General features: G+C 64.1%; 17 protein-coding genes and 1 tRNA gene. 7 read left to right on the forward strand and 11 right to left on the reverse strand.

Translation table 11 applies throughout. The annotated features are described in order from the left end of the window. Positions 1-5: 5 nt before the first annotated feature. The 3 genes from AB4Z44_RS04420 to AB4Z44_RS04430 are packed head-to-tail and all read left to right on the forward strand — an operon-like array spanning position 6 to position 4,182. Positions 6-1,388: a Y-family DNA polymerase gene (locus AB4Z44_RS04420; protein WP_404712855.1), complete on the forward strand. Its 1,383-nt coding sequence runs from the start codon at positions 6-8 to the stop codon at positions 1,386-1,388. Further along, on the forward strand, positions 1,385-3,817 hold the full coding sequence (locus AB4Z44_RS04425; RefSeq protein WP_404712856.1) for a PHP domain-containing protein: 2,433 nt from the start codon (positions 1,385-1,387) through the stop codon (positions 3,815-3,817). Before AB4Z44_RS04420 ends, AB4Z44_RS04425 begins: the two co-directional genes overlap by 4 nt. Further along, positions 3,814-4,182 carry a hypothetical protein gene (locus AB4Z44_RS04430; protein ID WP_404712857.1) on the forward strand — a complete coding sequence of 123 codons (369 nt, stop codon included), beginning with the start codon at positions 3,814-3,816 and terminating at the stop codon, positions 4,180-4,182. Before AB4Z44_RS04425 ends, AB4Z44_RS04430 begins: the two co-directional genes overlap by 4 nt. Here AB4Z44_RS04430 and AB4Z44_RS04435 read toward each other — a convergent pair. Next, positions 4,179-4,502 carry a hypothetical protein gene (locus AB4Z44_RS04435; RefSeq protein WP_404712858.1) on the reverse strand — a complete coding sequence of 108 codons (324 nt, stop codon included), beginning with the start codon at positions 4,500-4,502 and terminating at the stop codon, positions 4,179-4,181. The genes AB4Z44_RS04430 and AB4Z44_RS04435 overlap by 4 nt on opposite strands. On the opposite strand from AB4Z44_RS04435, the gene AB4Z44_RS04440 reads away from it, so the two are divergent. Both AB4Z44_RS04440 and AB4Z44_RS04445 read left to right on the forward strand, forming a co-directional pair. Continuing rightward, complete coding sequence (locus AB4Z44_RS04440) at positions 4,485-5,027, forward strand: OB-fold nucleic acid binding domain-containing protein (protein WP_404712859.1); 543 nt, start codon at positions 4,485-4,487, stop codon at positions 5,025-5,027. The two genes, AB4Z44_RS04435 and AB4Z44_RS04440, sit on opposite strands and share 18 nt — an antisense overlap. A 220-nt stretch (positions 5,028-5,247) precedes the next feature. Then, positions 5,248-5,324 (forward strand) — tRNA-Pro (locus AB4Z44_RS04445). A gap of 43 nt (positions 5,325-5,367) precedes the next feature. On the opposite strand, the gene AB4Z44_RS04450 is transcribed toward AB4Z44_RS04445, so the two are convergent. Further along, positions 5,368-5,844 carry a MarR family winged helix-turn-helix transcriptional regulator gene (locus tag AB4Z44_RS04450; protein WP_404712860.1) on the reverse strand — a complete coding sequence of 159 codons (477 nt, stop codon included), beginning with the start codon at positions 5,842-5,844 and terminating at the stop codon, positions 5,368-5,370. Positions 5,845-6,385: 541 nt separating this feature from the next. Between AB4Z44_RS04450 and AB4Z44_RS04455 the strand changes: the two genes are divergently transcribed. After that, positions 6,386-8,059 (forward strand): FAD-dependent oxidoreductase, encoded by a 1,674-nt coding sequence (locus AB4Z44_RS04455; RefSeq protein ID WP_404712861.1) that lies wholly within the window; start codon positions 6,386-6,388, stop codon positions 8,057-8,059. 99 nt (positions 8,060-8,158) lie between these two features. On the opposite strand, the gene AB4Z44_RS04460 is transcribed toward AB4Z44_RS04455, so the two are convergent. From AB4Z44_RS04460 to AB4Z44_RS04480, 5 genes are all read right to left on the reverse strand, one after another. Further along, positions 8,159-9,154, reverse strand: coding sequence for a dihydroxyacetone kinase subunit DhaK (locus tag AB4Z44_RS04460; RefSeq protein WP_404712862.1), 996 nt, complete (start codon positions 9,152-9,154; stop codon positions 8,159-8,161). Positions 9,155-9,192: 38 nt separating this feature from the next. Further along, on the reverse strand, positions 9,193-9,870 hold the full coding sequence (gene dhaL, locus AB4Z44_RS04465) for a dihydroxyacetone kinase subunit DhaL (protein ID WP_404712863.1): 678 nt from the start codon (positions 9,868-9,870) through the stop codon (positions 9,193-9,195). A 32-nt stretch (positions 9,871-9,902) separates the two neighbouring features. Then, on the reverse strand, positions 9,903-10,634 hold the full coding sequence (locus AB4Z44_RS04470; protein ID WP_404712864.1) for an HAD-IA family hydrolase: 732 nt from the start codon (positions 10,632-10,634) through the stop codon (positions 9,903-9,905). Between the two features lie 5 nt (positions 10,635-10,639). Then, complete coding sequence (locus AB4Z44_RS04475) at positions 10,640-11,515, reverse strand: ketose-bisphosphate aldolase (RefSeq protein ID WP_404712865.1); 876 nt, start codon at positions 11,513-11,515, stop codon at positions 10,640-10,642. A 242-nt stretch (positions 11,516-11,757) separates the two neighbouring features. Continuing rightward, entirely contained in the window at positions 11,758-13,425 is a 1,668-nt protein-coding gene (locus AB4Z44_RS04480) for an FAD-dependent oxidoreductase (protein WP_404712866.1), read from the reverse strand. Positions 13,426-13,759: 334 nt separating this feature from the next. Here AB4Z44_RS04480 and AB4Z44_RS04485 point away from each other — a divergent pair, with 334 nt between their 5' ends. Then, entirely contained in the window at positions 13,760-13,933 is a 174-nt protein-coding gene (locus AB4Z44_RS04485; protein WP_404712867.1) for a hypothetical protein, read from the forward strand. 7 nt (positions 13,934-13,940) lie between these two features. On the opposite strand, the gene AB4Z44_RS04490 is transcribed toward AB4Z44_RS04485, so the two are convergent. The 4 genes from AB4Z44_RS04490 to AB4Z44_RS04505 form a co-directional block, all read right to left on the reverse strand. After that, complete coding sequence (locus tag AB4Z44_RS04490; RefSeq protein WP_404712868.1) at positions 13,941-14,336, reverse strand: response regulator; 396 nt, start codon at positions 14,334-14,336, stop codon at positions 13,941-13,943. A 49-nt stretch (positions 14,337-14,385) separates the two neighbouring features. After that, entirely contained in the window at positions 14,386-15,417 is a 1,032-nt protein-coding gene (locus AB4Z44_RS04495; RefSeq protein WP_404712869.1) for a sensor histidine kinase, read from the reverse strand. 42 nt (positions 15,418-15,459) lie between these two features. Next, positions 15,460-15,645 (reverse strand): hypothetical protein, encoded by a 186-nt coding sequence (locus AB4Z44_RS04500; protein ID WP_404712870.1) that lies wholly within the window; start codon positions 15,643-15,645, stop codon positions 15,460-15,462. A 234-nt stretch (positions 15,646-15,879) separates the two neighbouring features. Beyond that, positions 15,880-16,182 (reverse strand): DUF1153 domain-containing protein, encoded by a 303-nt coding sequence (locus AB4Z44_RS04505; protein ID WP_404712871.1) that lies wholly within the window; start codon positions 16,180-16,182, stop codon positions 15,880-15,882. Between the last annotated feature and the right edge of the window lie 320 nt (positions 16,183-16,502).

Genomic DNA, 16,502 nt, shown 5'->3' on the forward strand with positions numbered 1-16,502 from the left:
ACGCTATGCGCCTCACCGCGCTCTCCCGCGCTGCAATCGAGCTCGGCCTCACCCCCGGCCTTACGCTGGCCGATGCCCGCGCGCGCATCCCCGATCTCTTCATCCTCGATCGCGATCACGAGGCCGAGGCGCGTCTGCTCGCGCGGATCGTCGCCGGCTGCGTCCGCTACACGCCGATGACCATGCCCGAGCCGCCCGACGCCCTCGTGCTCGATATCACCGGATGCGACCACGCTTTCGATGGCGAGGAGGGCCTGAAAACCGATCTGGCCCAACGCCTCGTCGCGGGCGGCGTCACCGCCCGCCTCGCACGCGGCGACACGCCCGAAATGGCGCGCGCGCTTGCGCGGTTCGGGCGTGACGGCGGCGGCCTCCACGCCCTCCCGGTCGAGGCGCTGGAGGCCGATCCGGCGGTGACGCGCGCGCTGCGCCTCGCCGGGCTCAAGACGATCGGCGCGCTCGCGATCCGCCCGCGCAAGATGCTCGCCGCGCGCTTCGGCGATCTGGCGCTCCGCCTCGGGCGGCTGCTGGGCGATCAGGATCGCCACATCACCCCGCAGCGCCTGCCCCCGCCGATCTTCGCGTTGCGCCGCTTCGCTGAGCCGATCGGGCGGGTCGAGGATGCCCTGGCCTGCCTCGGCGATCTGGTGGTCGAGGCGGGCGAGACGCTGCGCGAGCGTCATGAAGGCGGGCGTCGCTTCGTCGCACGTTTCTTCCGCAGCGATGGCGCAACGCCCTCGCTCACGGTCGGGACCGGCCAGCCGACGCGCGATTCCGCTCTGGTGATGCGGCTGTTCCATGAGCGGCTCGATACGCTCGCCGATCCGATCGATCCCGGCTTCGGCTTCGATCTCATCCGGCTCGATATCCCCCGCACCGAACCGCTTGCCGCCACCCAGGCCGATCATATCGCGCCGCCTTGCGCACAGGAACAATTGGCCGATCTGGTCGATCGCCTCGTCGTCCGCCTCGGCCCAGCACGCGTCCATCGCGCCGCGCCCGAGAACAGCCATATCCCCGAATGCGCGGTGCGGCCGTGCCTGCCCGCCACTGAGCCCGAATGGTCGCCCGCACTGCCCGACGAACCGCCGCTCCGCCCGCTCACCTTGCTCGATCCGCCCCAACCGGTGAGCGCGGTGATGCACGAGGTGCCTGACGGCCCGCCCAAACGCTTCCACTGGCGCGGTCAACTCTACACGGTCGCCAGCGCCGAGGGCCCCGAACGGATCGCCGCCGAATGGTGGCGCCGGCGCGATCGCGGTGGACGCACGCGCGATTATTTCCGGATCGAGGATGAGGCCGGCCACCGCTTCTGGCTGTTTCGCCACGGCCTCAACGAGCGCGGTGAGGGCGAATCCGCCTGGTTCATCCACGGGCTGTTCGCATGAGCGAACCGGACGACGATCCGGCGTATGTAGAGCTGGCCGCGGCGAGCAATTTCTCGTTCCTCCACGGGGCGAGCCACGGCACCGATCTGCTCGCCCGCGCGGTCGAGCTTGGCCACAAGGGGATCGGCATCGCCGATCGCAACACCGTCGCCGGCGTGGTGCGGGTGTGGAAGGCGCTCAAGGACGCACGCGAGGGCTGCCGCGACGTCATGGATTGCGAGCCCCCGTTCGACTTCAAGCTCGTCACCGGTGCGCGTCTGGTCTTCGCCGACGGCACGCCGGATATCATCGCCTATCCGGAGACCCGGTACGGCTGGGGGCGGTTATGTCGTTTGCTCACCAAGGGCAACCTGCGCGCCGACAAGGGCGATTGCGTTCTCTATTTCAATGACTTGCTGGAGCATATTGAGGAATTGCTGCTGATCGTGCTGCCCGAAAGCACGCGCCGGGAAGGGGAGGGCGAAGAGCGGAAGGTGGAGAAGCAGACGAAGCTGCCGGTCGACGATCGGTCTTTCTCGCAGGTCGGCCCTCACGCGCGTCTGGGCATCCATGTCCTCAATCCTCACGAAAGAGGCCCGACGCCTGAGAATATGGACCTCTTACGCGAGGATGACGTGGTGGGAGGCGACAATGTCATCGCCTTTCCCATTCGGGAAAAACCGCCGCAGAGCCCCGTTGGCAAGCCGCAAACCTTACACGACACGCTTGCCGCGCTTCGGTTCAAAAATCCCGATCGCGTATGGCTCGGCGTGACGATGCACCGTTCAGGCCCGGACCAGCGCCGTCTAAAGCGCCTTGCCCTGACCGCGCGCGAAGCCAGGGTGCCGCTGCTAGCAATCAACGACGTTCTCTATGCCGCCCCGGAAGACCGGCCCCTGCAGGATGTGGTCACCTGCATCAGGCTGGGGCTGACGGTGAAGGATGGCGGCAAGGCACTTGAAGCCAATGCCGAACGCCATCTGAAAGAACCGGTCGAGATGGTCCGCCTGTTCTGTCGCCATCCGGAGGCGGTTGCCGAGACCTTGCGCTTTCACCGCCGCATCTTCTTCGACCTCGCACAACTCGGCTACGAATATCCCCACGAACCGGTGCCCAGAGGCTGGACGCCGTTCAAGTGGCTCAAGCAACTCGTCGGCAGGGCCGCCGCGAAGAAATGGCCCAAGGGAGTCCCGGCCAATGTCGTCGCGATGCTCAAGGAGGAGTTCACGCTGATCGGTGGGCGCAAGGACCTGTCACCTTACTTCCTGACCGTCCACGATATCGTCCAGTTCGCCCGCACGCGGAATCCCCCCATCCTCTGCCAGGGGCGCGGTTCGGCCGCCAATTCGATGGTCTGCTACCTGCTCGAGATCACCAAGGTCGATCCGGCCAAGCATGATCTCCTTTTCTCGCGCTTCATGTCCGAGGATCGTGACGAGCCGCCCGATATCGATGTCGATTTCGAGCATGAGCGGCGCGAGGAGGTGATGCAGTATATCTATCAGCGCTACGGCCGGCATCGCGCCGGCATCGTCGCGACGATCATTCACTACCGTTCGCGCTCGGCGGTGCGCGAGGTCGGCAAGGTGCTCGGGTTGACCGAGGACGTCACCAACCGGCTCGTGAGTACGGTGTGGGGCAGCTATTCGAGCCAGATGGAGGAAAGCCGGTTCAAGGAGACCGGCTTCGATCTCGCCAATCCCGAGATCGAGCGGCTCAACCATTTCGTCGCCAAATTGCTGGCGTTCAAGGGATCCTACAGCGCCGGTTTCCCGCGCCATCTCTCGCAGCATGTCGGCGGCTTCGTCCTGACAGAGCATCGGCTCGACGAGACCGTACCGCTCCATCACGCGGCGATGGAGGACCGGACCTTCATTGAATGGGACAAGGATGACATCGACGCGCTCAAGCTAATGAAGGTCGATATATTGTCGCTCGGCATGCTCACCTGCATCCGCAAGGCGTTCGATCTGATCCGCGATTATGACGGGACCGATTACAAGTTGAACGACTTGCCGGCGGAGCAGCCGGACGTTTACGACATGCTGTGCGAGGGCGACAGCATCGGTGTCTTCCAGGTCGAAAGTCGGGCGCAGATGAACATGCTGCCCAGGCTCAAGCCACGCGAGTTTTACGATCTGGTCGTCGAGGTGGCGATCGTCCGGCCCGGGCCGATCCAGGGTAACATGGTGCATCCCTATCTGCGTCGGCGGCAGGGCCTGGAGAAGATCGACTACCCAACGCCCGCGCCGCCGCACGATCCCGATGAACTGATCGGCATTCTCGGCAAGACGATGGGCGTGCCCCTGTTTCAGGAGCAGGCGATGAAGCTCGCGATCACCGCTGCGGCTTTTTCCCCGGTGAGGCCAACCAGTTCCGCCGCGCGATGGCGACCTTCCGCAATGTCGGCACCATGCCCCGGTTCGAAGGCAAGATGGTCGGGGGCATGACCGAACGCGGCTATACCGAGGAATTCGCCCGGCGTTGCTTCGATCAGATCAAGGGCTTCGGCAGCTACGGTTTTCCGGAGAGCCATGCGCTCAGTTTCGCCTTGCTGGTCTACGCCTCGGCTTTCCTCAAGAAGCGCCATCCGGCGGCCTTCTGCGCGGCCTTGCTCAATTCGCAACCGATGGGGTTCTACGCGCCGGCCCAGATCGTCGGCTGCGCGCGCGATCATGGGGTCGAGGTGCGGCCGATCGATGCGGCGTTCAGCGATTGGGACAACACGCTGGAGGTGGGGGGAAGGGGCCGGCGGTGCGGCTGGGGTTCCGGCAGATCGATGGGTTCAAGGAGGAGTGGGCTAAAGACATTCTAAAGGCCCGTCATTCCCGCGAAGGCGGGAATCCATATTCTCAAGGGCTGGAGGTTATGGATCCCCGCCTTCGCGGGGATGACGAAATTGGGAGTGGGGGAAAAATCGAAGCCTTCGCCCGCGCCGCAAACCTCCCCTCCCGCGCGCTCCGCCTCCTCGCCGACGCCGATGCCTTTCGCTCCTTCGGCCAGGATCGCCGGCAAGCCCTGTGGGAAGTCCGTCGTACGCCGTCCGACGCGCTCCCGCTTTTCGCCGCCGCCGATGCACGCGAATTGGGCGAGGAGGAAGATGCCCAGCTCCCCGCCATGCCGGATTCGGAACATGTCGCCGCCGACTACCAGACCACGCGCCTGTCGCTGAAGGCGCACCCGATGCACTTCCTGCGCTCTCTCTTCCGGGCCGAGGGTGTGCTCACCAGCAAGGAGATGCGCGACGCCAGGGACGGTACGCGCGCGAAGGTGGCGGGCGTCGTGCTGGTCCGCCAGCGGCCGGGGGAGGGCAAGGCGATCTTCGTCACGCTGGAAGACGAAGCCGGGGTCGCCAACGTCCTGCTATGGGCGCGCGATTTCGAGAAATATCGCCGCGCGGTGATGGCCTCCCGCCTGATGGAGGTGTGGGGCGTGATCCAGAAGAGCGACGAGGAGGATGGAACGGTGGTCCATCTGATGGGCGCGCATGTCGTCGATCGCACCGCCGAACTCGAACGCCTGTCCGAGGATCATCCCACCCGCACCACGCTCAGCCGCGCCGACGTGTTCGAACATCCGCAAATGCCGCGCCATCATGTCCCGCGGGGCAGCCATCCGCGCAACGTTCGCATCCTGCCGCCGTCGCGCGATTTCCACTGAAGCGGCGGCATTGGAAAGGGAAGGTGAGCGGGATGGGGGGATCCGGGGGGACCAACCACCCCGCTCATGCCCAAGACGTCGAGGACCGAAGGAAACCACATCCCGCTTTTCGATCCGATCCGGATTTTTACGGTATTTGCGCGTCGGGATCGAATGCGTCGCCCATCACGGTTCGGCCTTGCGCAGTCCCGGCAGTGAACCTAGAGGCATGGCCACCAGGCGGGGAGTGGCGCAGTCTGGTAGCGCATCTGGTTTGGGACCAGAGGGCCGCAGGTTCGAATCCTGTCTCCCCGACCATCTTCCACCAGCGAAAATGGCAGTTGCGGCGCCCGAGCGCGCATCAGTCGCCGAGCAGCGGGGTGCGCACCGTCGTGTTGAAGGTGGTGACGAACTTCGTCAGCAGCCGGACGAATTCCTGTGCCTCGCGTTGCGAGAATATGGCGAGTTCGCGCTCAGACACGCGTGCGGCCGCGGTTGCGATATCCTCCAACAGTTTCTTTCCCGCCGGCGCCAGCGTGAGGACACGTCGCCGTTTGTCTTCGGGATCGCTCGTCCGCTCGATCGTGCCGCGACGCTCCAGGTTCGCGATGACGAGCCCGGCGGTCGAGCGATCGAGCCCCAGCATGCGGGCGAGACCGATCTGATCGATCAGACCGCGGGCGCCGATCACCACCAGTGCGCCATATTGGGTCGTCGTGATATCGTAACCCGCTACCGCTTCGAGGAAAAGCGCCGCCGCGATCTGGTTGGCCCGACGTAGCAGGAAGCCCGGCCGGCCGTAGAGCGCGGCGATCGGATCGTCATCCACCTTCTCCATGGCCTTATCCCTTCGCGAAGGATGCGTATAGCGCGGCTCTAACGCGACTTGGGGCTGTTGTCGCAAGCGCTAATTCGGCCGGGCTCGCATCGCCCCGCGCCGATCTGGGAGGGGGCATACCGTCTTCAAGGGCGGGATCAGCCCGCGTCACTTCTACTATAAGCCGGTGATCAGCCGCGGCGCCGAAAAGCTCCATTCGTGGGAGGGCGGCCCGAAGACGCAACTGTTCGATACTATGGCGGATCAACCTCGCCGCTATCCTCAGCCATCATGAGGATATCCAGTTCACCGTCTGTCCTGCACAGATATCCGCCTTAAATTCCCGGCGCCGTGCCCGATCACGCGCAATGTCGGCAACGCGCATCTTGATCTGATCCCGCGGATTGGATGCCGGTCGGAAGGGCCGCCCCTTTTTGTGCGCCCAGGGCAACGCATCATCCGGTATCGGATGCGACAGTCCTATCGAACGATTTTCCGTCCTTGCCGATTGACGGGCATATCATCATTTGTAAGACGTCTGATGATATTGGAGAGGGACGTCATGATCCACACTGCCCAAGTCGCCATCGTCGGAGCCGGGCCGGTCGGCCTCTGCCTTGCGCTTGATCTTGCCTGGCGCGGGATCGATGTCGTCGTGGTCGAGCAACACCCGGAGGGTCAGCCGCCGAGCGTCAAGTGCAATCATATCGCGTCGCGCACGATGGAGGCATTCCGCCGGCTGGGCTTCGTCGACAAGGTCCGCGCCGTCGGCCTGCCAGACGATTATCCCAACGATGTCGTGCTACGCACTGCCGGCGCGGGTTACGAACTCATGCGTATCCACATCCCGTGCCGTCGCGACCGCTATACCGATAAAAGCGGGCCCGACGGCTGGTGGCCGACGCCCGAGCCGGCGCATCGGGTCAACCAGATCTATTTCGAGCCGGTGCTGTTCGCGGAGGCAAAGGCCAATCCGCGTATCACGATCCTGAACCATGCCGAGGTGATCGAAGTCGGGCAGGACGCGGGCGGCGTAAGGCTGATCGCGCGCGATCTGGGGCAGGGTGGCAGGATCGAGGTGACCGCCGATTATCTGGTCGGGTGCGATGGCGGCCGATCGATGACGCGCAAGGCGATCGGCGCGAAACTGCATGGCGACGAGGTGATCCAGCGCGTCCAATCGAGCTTCATCCGCGCGCCCGGGTTGATCGATCGCGTGACCAAGCCCGATGCGTGGATGAGCTACATCTACAATCCGGAACGCGCGGGTAACCTGGTCGCCATCGACGGGCGCGAGATGTGGCTGGTCCACAATTATCTGCTCGATCACGAAGAGGGGTTCGATACGGTCGATCGCGATGCATGCATCCGGCGGCTACTCGGGGTCGATGCCGCGTTCGAATATGAATTGCTGGCGAAGGAGGATTGGATCGGGCGCCGGCTGGTCGTCGACAAACTGCGTGAGGGGCGGATCTTCATCAGCGGCGATGCCGCGCACCTGTGGGTGCCCTATGCCGGCTTCGGGATGAATGCGGGGATCGCCGACGCGCTCAACCTGTCATGGATGCTCGCCGCGCACCTGAACGGTTGGGCGCCGGCCGCGATCCTCGACGGTTATGAGAATGAGCGCCTTCCGATCACCGATCAGGTGTCCCGTTTCGCCATGAGCCACGCGCGGGGCGCGATCGCCGAGCGCACCAGCGTGCCCGCCGCGCTGGAGGACGATACGTTCGAAGGCGAGGCTTCGCGCCAGGCGGTGGGCGAAGCGGCCTATCGCCTCCACATCCAGCAATTCGCCTGTGCCGGACTCAATTACGGTTACTATTATCCGGATTCGATGCTGATCGCCTACGATGGCGAACCGCAGCCGGCCTACACGATGCACGATTACACGCCCTCGACCGTACCCGGGTGCCGGCTGCCGCACCTGTGGCTTGGCGATGGCGGGTCGCTCTACGATCGGCTGGGCCCCGATTATACCTTGCTGCGTTTCGATCGCGCGGTGCCGGTCGATCGATTGCTCGACGCGGCAGCGGAACGGGGGGTGCCGGTCGCTTTGCTCGATCTCGCCTTCGAAACGCTGCCGGCGCCCTATCGCCATGCCTTGTGCCTGTGCCGGCCGGATGGTCATGTCGCGTGGCGAGGGGATGCCGTGCCGGACAGGTGCGACGATCTTATCGGGATTATCGCGGGATATGGTCAGGCCGTCCACGAGGCCCGCATGCTTGAAGCCTGACCGGCCAAGCCTAAATCATAATCGCCGCCCCGGCGCTGGCCGGGACGGCGAAATGCTACCCGATAGCCACCCGCTCACACGGGTGGCGTCGGCATTGTCTTAGAACGTCCGGATCGCGATCTCGGCCGGGGCCGCAAGCAGGCCTTCGAGTTCGCTGTCCAACTTCAGCAAGGTCAGCGATGCGCCCGCCATCTCGAGCGAGGTGCAATATTCGCCGACATAATTGCGCGCGACGGTCATGCCGGCGTCGGTCGCCAGCTTGTGGGCGCGGGCGTAGAGCACGTAAAGCTCGCTGATCGGCGTACCACCGAGGCCATTGACCATAAGCGCGACGCGATCGCCCGACGCGAAGGGCAGGTCGGTCGACACCGCTTCGAACAGCTCGTCGACGATCGCGTCGGCGGCCTTGATCTTGTCGCGGCGGCGGCCCGGCTCGCCATGGATGCCGACACCGACTTCGATCTCGTCATCGGCGAGTTCGAAGATGGTCGTGCCCTTGGCCGGCGGGATGCAGCTGGTGAGCGCCACGCCCATCGTGCGGACGTTGTTGTTCACCTTCTCGGCGACGGCGATCACTTCCTCGAGGCTCTTGCCCTCGGCCGCAGCCGCGCCGCACGCCTTGATGACGAAGAAATTGCCGGCCACGCCGCGGCGACCGACCGTGTAGAGGCTGTCCTGCACCGCGACGTCGTCGTTGATGAAGAACGCCTTGACCTTGATGTCTTCGGCCTCGGCCAGCTCGATGGCGGTTTCCCACGCCATCTTATCGCCCTGATAATTGTTGATCAGCACGAGCACGCCGGCATCGGTGGCAAGCGCCTTGATCGTCTCGTAGCAGGCGTCGACCGGCGGCGCGGCGAAGACCGCGCCCTGGCAGGCGCCGTCGAGCATGCCCGGGCCGACCGCCATCACGTGGGCCGGCTCATGGCCCGAACCCGAACCCTGGATCACCGAAACCTTGTCGGCGACCGGGCGGTCCTTGCGCTTGATCAGCTGGAATTCGGGAACGTAGTCGAGCAGCTCCGGATTGGCGAGCGCGACGCCCTCCATGAATTCGGGCACGAACTTCGCGGGATCGTTGACGAACTTCTTCATTGGGTTTCCTCCCCGTCGGGTTTTCAGGCGTGTGGGATTCAGGCGGCCTTGACGACCTCGGCGACGGTCGCGGTCCGCTCGACCCCGAACGCGCCGCACCAGGCCTGCAGGATCGTGGCGATCGCGACGATGCCCGGATCGGGCGTGTTCGCACTACGCTCGCCGACCTGGCTGGCGCGGCCGCGGTGCGCGACGAGCGAGCGGGTCGCATCGATCGCGGCTTCGGCGGCATCGGCCGCATCCTTGAGCGCCGCTTTGTTGTCCGGCTCGGCCGCCGCCGCATGCGCCTTGAGCGCCTCGTGGACCGGGATCAAAGCGTCCAGCAACGTCTTGTCGCCGAGCTTCGCGCCGCCGCGCGCCATGATGCCGTCGATCGCCGCGCCGAGCATGTCGGCCACCTCGGCGAGCGTGACGCTCTGCTTGCCCTTGCTGATCGCAGCCGCCTTCATGAAGCCGGTGCCCCAGATCGGGCCCGAGCTGCCGCCGACATGCTTGCTGACCAGCATGCTGATCTTGAGCAGCATTGCGCCGATCGCGCTCTTGTCGATCGTCGGCAGATCGGCGTCGATGACGCGGAAGCCGGTGGCGAGCGAGGTGCCGAAGTCGCCGTCGCCGGCGAGGCCATCGAGATCCGAGAAATAATGTTCGTTGTTGAGCACCGTCGTCGCGGTGGTCTTCACCGCCAGCTCGACGTCTGCGAGCGTGATGTCAGCCATGTCGAAACCCTCCCAATAAACTTGCGCTGCGCTCAGCCGGCATAACCGGAGGCGAGCTCCGACATGTCGGCGAGGCGCACATTCACGTTCGGCTCGTCACCCAGTTCGGGGACGACCTTCACCGCTTCGCTGAAATCTTCCTCGACCGTGTAGGTGCTGGTCGTGATCAGGGTCGGCAGCCCGGCGCCGGTCGCCGCGAGAAGGCCGTTGCGGCTGTCTTCGACGACGATGCACTCGTTCACGGGCAGGCCGAGCGATTGCTTGGCGAGCTCGTAAATCTCCGGGTTGGGCTTCTTCTTCTTCACGACGTCGCCGGCATGGACGAAGGCAAACTTGGCCTTGCGCTCGGGGCCCATCAGATCGAGCACTGCATCGATGAACTTGGCGTTCGATGTGGTGCAAACGCCCAGCTTCACATCGTTGGCGATCGCCTCGTCGATGATGCGCAGGATACCGGGCCGGATCGGCATGCCGCCTTCGGACACGAGGTCCGAGGTTATCTGCGTCTTGGTCTTGTGCAGCGCCAGGATCAGATCGTCCTTGGCTTCATCGGTATCGGTGCCCGCGGGCCAGCCATACTCGTCGAAGTAAGCGCGCATGCGCTCCTTGCCGCCGGCGACGAGCAGCAGCTTGGCATAGAGCTCGACGCTCCATTCGGCATCGATGCCCATCGCCTTGAATGCGCGGTTGAAGCCCACGCGATGGCCGTCGCGCTCGGTATCCACGAGCACGCCGTCACAGTCGAAAATGATTGCCTTGATCATGGATGTCAGGCGGCAATCTTGAGGACCTGGGCTGCGCGCCCGGTGCCGCCGAATTCGGCGATCTTCGATTTGAAGAGCTCCTTGCAGGCCTGATACTGCGCATCGATGTAGCGCAGCGGCTCGAAGTCGGTCGGCTTGGCCTTGTTGTAGTCGAGGAAGCTCTCGATGAAGACGTGCTTCAGGTTGGTCGATATGTTGATCTTGGCGCAACCAGCGGCGATGCACTGGGCGATCGTGTCCTCGGGCAGACCGGTGCCGCCATGGAGCGCCATCGGCACGTGTGTGCGGCTGTTGATCTGCTTGATCAGGTCGAACGCGATCTTGGGCTCGCCTTTATAGTAACCGTGCGCCGAACCGATCGCGCAGGCGAAAGCGGCGAGGTCGAGATCCTTGCAGAAGCGCTCGGCATCGGCCGGATCGGTGAGGTGATCATGCTCCTCGACATCCATGTCGTCCTCGACGCCCATGATCTGGCCGAGTTCGGCTTCGATATGGATGCCCTTCTTGGCGGCCATCTGGACGACCTGGAGCGAGAGCGCATGGTTCTCTTCGAACGGCAGCTCGGATGCGTCGATCATCACCGAGGTCCAGCCCGTATCGATGCACTTCTGGATCACGTTGAGATCTTTGCAGTGATCGAGGTGGAGTACGACCGGCACGGGAGAATCCTCCGCCACGGTCGCGACCCAGTTATACACTTCCTTGTGGCTGAAATACTTGATCGTCTTGGCCGAGACCTGGACGATCACCGGGGCTTCGAGCTCCTCGGCGGCCTTGATCATTGCCTTGGTGGTGCTGAAGTCGAGAAGGTTGAATGCGGCAACCGCATAACCCTGCTCCATCGCCTCCAGAAGCACCGGCTTCATCTTTACCAACGGCATGGCCGCTACTCCCTGTCAGATTTCGGACTCAGTCAACGCGCGCTATCGAATCGCGATCGGTCTCGCAATAGACGCGGGCATCGACGGTGTCTGCCGTGAATGCGTGACGGCGCGGGGGCGCCGAGCCTGCCAAATCCTCCCCTGCGTTTTGCAGGGGAGGGGGCCATCCGAAGGATTGTGGAGGGGCCGCCCTCGCAGACGCGGTTGCACCGCCGCCCCTCGACGGCCAACCGGGAGGATATCTAAACAGCCGCTTGTCGTGCCAGCAGGGAATGGATCTGCGCGATCACGGCGGCGCCTTCGCCCACGGCAGCCGCCACCCGCTTGGTCGATCCGGCCCTGGCGTCGCCGGCCGCAAAAATCCCGGCCCGGCTCGTCTCCAGCGGCAGGCGCTGGTTGCCGTCCACCTCGTCACCGGTGAGCACGAAACCCTTGTCGTCCAGCGCGACACAGTCATCGAGCCAGGTGGTATTGGGATCGGCGCCGATGAACAGGAACAGGTGGCGCAGCGCGCAGGTCTTGGTCGCGCCGGTCTTGCGGTCGCGGAAGGTCGCGCCGGTCAGGCCGGTGGTGCGATCGCCCTCGATCCCGACGATTTCGCTTGGCACGTGCATTTCGACATTGGGCAAAGCGGCGATGCGGTCGATCAGATAGCGCGACATCGTCTCGGCGAGCGGACGGCGCACGATCAGGTGGAGCTTCTTCACGTGCGGCGCGAGATAGACCACCGCCTGGCCGGCCGAATTTCCACCCCCGACCAAGGCGACTTCCTCGCCTGCGCACAGCTTCGCCTCGATCGGCGAAGCCCAATAGGAGATGCCGGCCCCCTCCAGCACATCGAGATTGGGCACGTCGGGCCGGCGGTAGCGCGCGCCGGATGCGATAACGATCGTGCGGGCGCGGCTCGTGCCACCATTGCTCATCTTGAGGGTGAAGCCCTCGCCGCCAGCGTCCTCCTCGCATTGAAGCTTGTCGGCGGTGAGGGGGATGGCAAGTTCGGCGCCGAACTTGGTCGCCTGGTTGAAGGCGCGGCCGGCGAGCGCCTGACCGGAAATGCCGGTCGGGAAGCCCAGATAATTCTCGATCCGCGCCGATGCGCCGGCCTGACCGCCGAAGGCGCGCGTATCGAGCACGAGCATCGACAGCCCCTCCGACGCACCATAAACCGCGGTCGCGAGACCCGCCGGGCCGGCGCCGATGACTGCCACATCGTAGAGTTTGTCGGGATCGAGTTCGGGCGTGATGCCCAGACAGGCGGCGGCGTCGGCATCGCTCGGGCGGTGGAGGATCGTCCCGTTCGGGCAGATCATGATAGGCAGGTCTTCCTCCAGCACGCCCAGCCGCTCCACCAGTTCGCGCCCTTCGGTTTCGCATGCGGCGATAACGGTGTGGGGATAGCCGTTGCGCGTCAGGAAGCCCGACAGGCGCACCAGATCGGGGGCATCGCGGCGACCGAGCAGCACCGATCCGACGCCGCCGCCGATACCGGCCTCGATCAGCCCGACCCGGCGAAGGATAAAGGCGCGCATGATCGTCTCGCCGACGTCGGCCGATCCGATCACGAGCGCGCGCAGGTGTGCAGCATCGAATGGTACCGCCAGGACGCCATCCTCGCCCGCCTTGCCTGCGGCGAGCGTGGCATGGCCCGACAATTGGCTGGTCTCCCCGGTGAACTGCCCGGCTTCGTGGGTGACGATCGGCTCCTCATGCCCGATTCCGTCGCGACGCACCGCGGTGATCGATCCTTCGAGGATCAGCCAGGCGGGCACATCGCGCTCGCCGATTTCGTAGACGGTTTCGTGTGCCTCGAAACGGCGCGGCTCGCCGCTGGCGAAGCGGCGCGCGGTTTCGATCTGGGGTATGGTCAGCGTCGGGAACATCTGGTCCCGGCGGGTATCGATCACAGCCATCAGCGTTTTTCCCGAATCATCGTCACGTCGAGCGGTCTTTATGGCGCAGCCCAGCGCCGGACGCGACCGGCTGTCCGGCCTTGTTTGGCAAGGATCGTAAGCTTGGGGGCAATGCGGGATATCGGATCCTCGCTAAATCCCCCAAGAAATAACGTGTAGTTAACTAAATCGATATCGCGATCCTATAAATCGATTGACATTATATCGCGCCCAATTTCAGCATCCGGAACGTTGACGATCATCGATAGTTCTATGATTGTCCGTCGAATTAAGACCTGCGCGGATCACGGAATTGGTAATGCTTTCCCCTGTGCAACGGGAGGAGCGGGCGATCGTGATTTATCTGCGCCTGCTTGCCGAACGTGCTGATGCGGCGCTGGAGCGGGAAATATTTCACCGTTTATTGCCGCCCGAGCCGATCGAGAGACGGCGACGGGCGCTGGTAGCGGCAAGCAAATCAGGCGGCCCGCCGTTTCCCGAGGCCGTCGGGCCTTTCTCGAAGGCGTAGATCTCCCTCAGGACCTGAAACGTGCCTCCGGCATCAGTCCCGCGAACAGCCCTATCACGGCCTGTGTGTCATAAGGCTTGCCGACGAATTTGGCGCCGGGCGGCAGATCGTGGCCCTGGGGCGCGGCGCGGCCCGAGACCACCATGATAGCGACGCTCGGGTGCGATACATGCGCGATCCGGGCCAGCTCGAACCCGTCGACCTCGCCCGGCATTTCCACATCGGTGAAGAGTCCGCCGATCGAATCGTTATCGGCGAGGATCTGCGCGCCCTCCGCGCCGCTCTTCGCTTCGAACACCGTAAAACCGGCATCCTCGAACATATCGACCGCCATCATGCGGAGCAGTGTTTCATCCTCGACCACAAGGATCGTTCCGGCGCGCGCGGCAGGGCTGACGGACATATTGGGTGCTCCAGGGGGCGCTCTGCGTCGACCGATGTCGGTGACGCGATCAAAATGGCGCGGTCAGGGTGAGAACGATGCCGGCCGGTTTATGTTGCATGTCGACCGCGCCGCCGAATTCCGCGGCGAGATTGCGCGTGACGATCCGCGTTCCGAAGCCGGGCGCCCCCGGTTTTTCCACCTTGGGCCCGTTGCTTTCGGTCCAGCACAGCGAGAGCGTGCCGTCGGTCACCGACCACTCGATCCGAACCTGACCGACATCGTTGGACAGTGCGCCATATTTGACGGCATTGGTTGCCATCTCGTGGAGCGCCAGCGCGAGTGCCAAGGCGCGCTTGCCGTCGATATCGTGGTCGGCGCCGGCGAATGTGCAACGCCCGTCTGGAGCATGCGGTGCCAGCGCTTTCTCCACCACGGTGCGGATCGAGGCCGACTGCCAGACGGTCTGGATAAGGAGATCCTGAGCCGTACCCAGTGCCGCCAGCCGCGACGTGAAGGCGCCAAGCTGTTTCGGATCGCAACCACGAAACGATTGCAGCGCAATCGCCTGGACCACCGCGAGCACGTTCTTCACGCGATGGCTCAGTTCGTTGGCAAGCAATTCGCGTTCGAGTTCGAGCAACCGGGCCGCAGAAATATCGCGCGATATGGAAAGGAGGCTGGCCGGTTTGCCGTCCTTGCCGAAGATCGGCGTTATAGTGACGTCCCACCATTTCTGGGTCTGCTTGGTGGTTTCGCCATGCCCGGTGAAATGGCCGGTCTGGCCCGCGCGGGCCGTCTCCAGCGCCGCGCGCGCCGCATCTTCATGGTCGATGCCCCATAACGATAGCCAGGGTCGTCCGTGCAACAGCATGACGTCGTCAACCTCCAGCACGAGCTGGCCGCCCGCATTGATGAAGAGGACGTCGCCCTCCAGTGAGAGGACCATGATGCAGTCGCGACTGCCGTTGAGCACGCCCTCCAGAAAGGTGGTAGCCTCCAGGCTGCGCGCCAGTGCGAGATTGGATGTGACGAGTTCGAGCTCGCTCCGCGTCAACGAAGCTGGCGTGGTGCGGGTCAGGTTCAGCCCCTCTGCCATCATGCTTCTCAGATCCCGTTGGTCAGGGCTGGTCGCGCGCCGACTTCAGAATCGGTCGGCGAAACCGCGGTCCGGATTTTCGCTGAAGAAACGATCGTCGGTGAGCGTGCAGGCGGTGCCGATCTCGATCTGGCGTTTGACCTGCCGCGCCTCGCGGCTTTCGGCGGAAAGGGCCTCGAGCCCCCACGCCGCCGCCGCGCTCGTGGCGATCTGGCGGACGTTGATCAACATGCTCTCCGTGGCACGGCGTTGGTGATGCGCTTGCTGCGTGCGGCAAAAGGCCGATGAATTCTGCATGAGACGGCGCTCCAATCGCTGGTGCACTCGGAACGAGTGCATTCACAAGCGGGGAGCCAGCGCTGCCGATTTGCGATCGGAGCCCTCTGAGGGAGCCGACACGCCATAGATGGCCCGTCGATGATACAATACAAGGCGCGTCGACGTGGAATAGGTGCCAGGTTAGGCCTAATACGGCCGATCGTTTCGCTCATCGAGCGAGCGATAATGCTGCGATCGCGTGATCTTCAGCCCGGGCATGCCCCAATGATCGACGGCCCGTTTCCAGACGCCAAATTCTTCTATCGTCAGCCGGTAGCGCTCGCACGCCTCGTCGAGTGTCAAAAGACCACCGTCGACGGCGGCGACGACTTCGGCCTTGCGGCGTGGGACCCAGCGCTGCGTCCGCGACGACGGCAGGCTGGCGATTGTCAAGGCCTCGCCGAGCGGGCCGATCACATGCAATGGGCGTAGATCAAGGGAGCCTGTCATCGTGAGTCCAATAGCATAATATGATCATTGTGTTGATATGCGCCAAATGTCACCATTTGATTATCGGTCTATTTTAGCGATTGCCGGATAAGGTCATGATCTTCGATCAACGCATGCGATTTGGGAAATATCTTCGGCAGGTTGACCAATCTTCTCGTATCTGCCGCTGAGCGTCTCGCGATGTTTGCCGGCAAACATCGCCAGCCACCGATCGTGCTCGCTGTCCATGCGGCAGAGCGAAGATTGTTCGCTCCCGGCACAATGACGTCAGCGCTCTGCCAAGTCACGGGTCTCGGTCCGTTCTAGAGAGGCGGAAAAAT

It is taken from the genome of Sphingomonas sp. MMS24-J13 (assembly GCF_044905095.1).
Taxonomy (GTDB): domain Bacteria; phylum Pseudomonadota; class Alphaproteobacteria; order Sphingomonadales; family Sphingomonadaceae; genus Sphingomonas_I.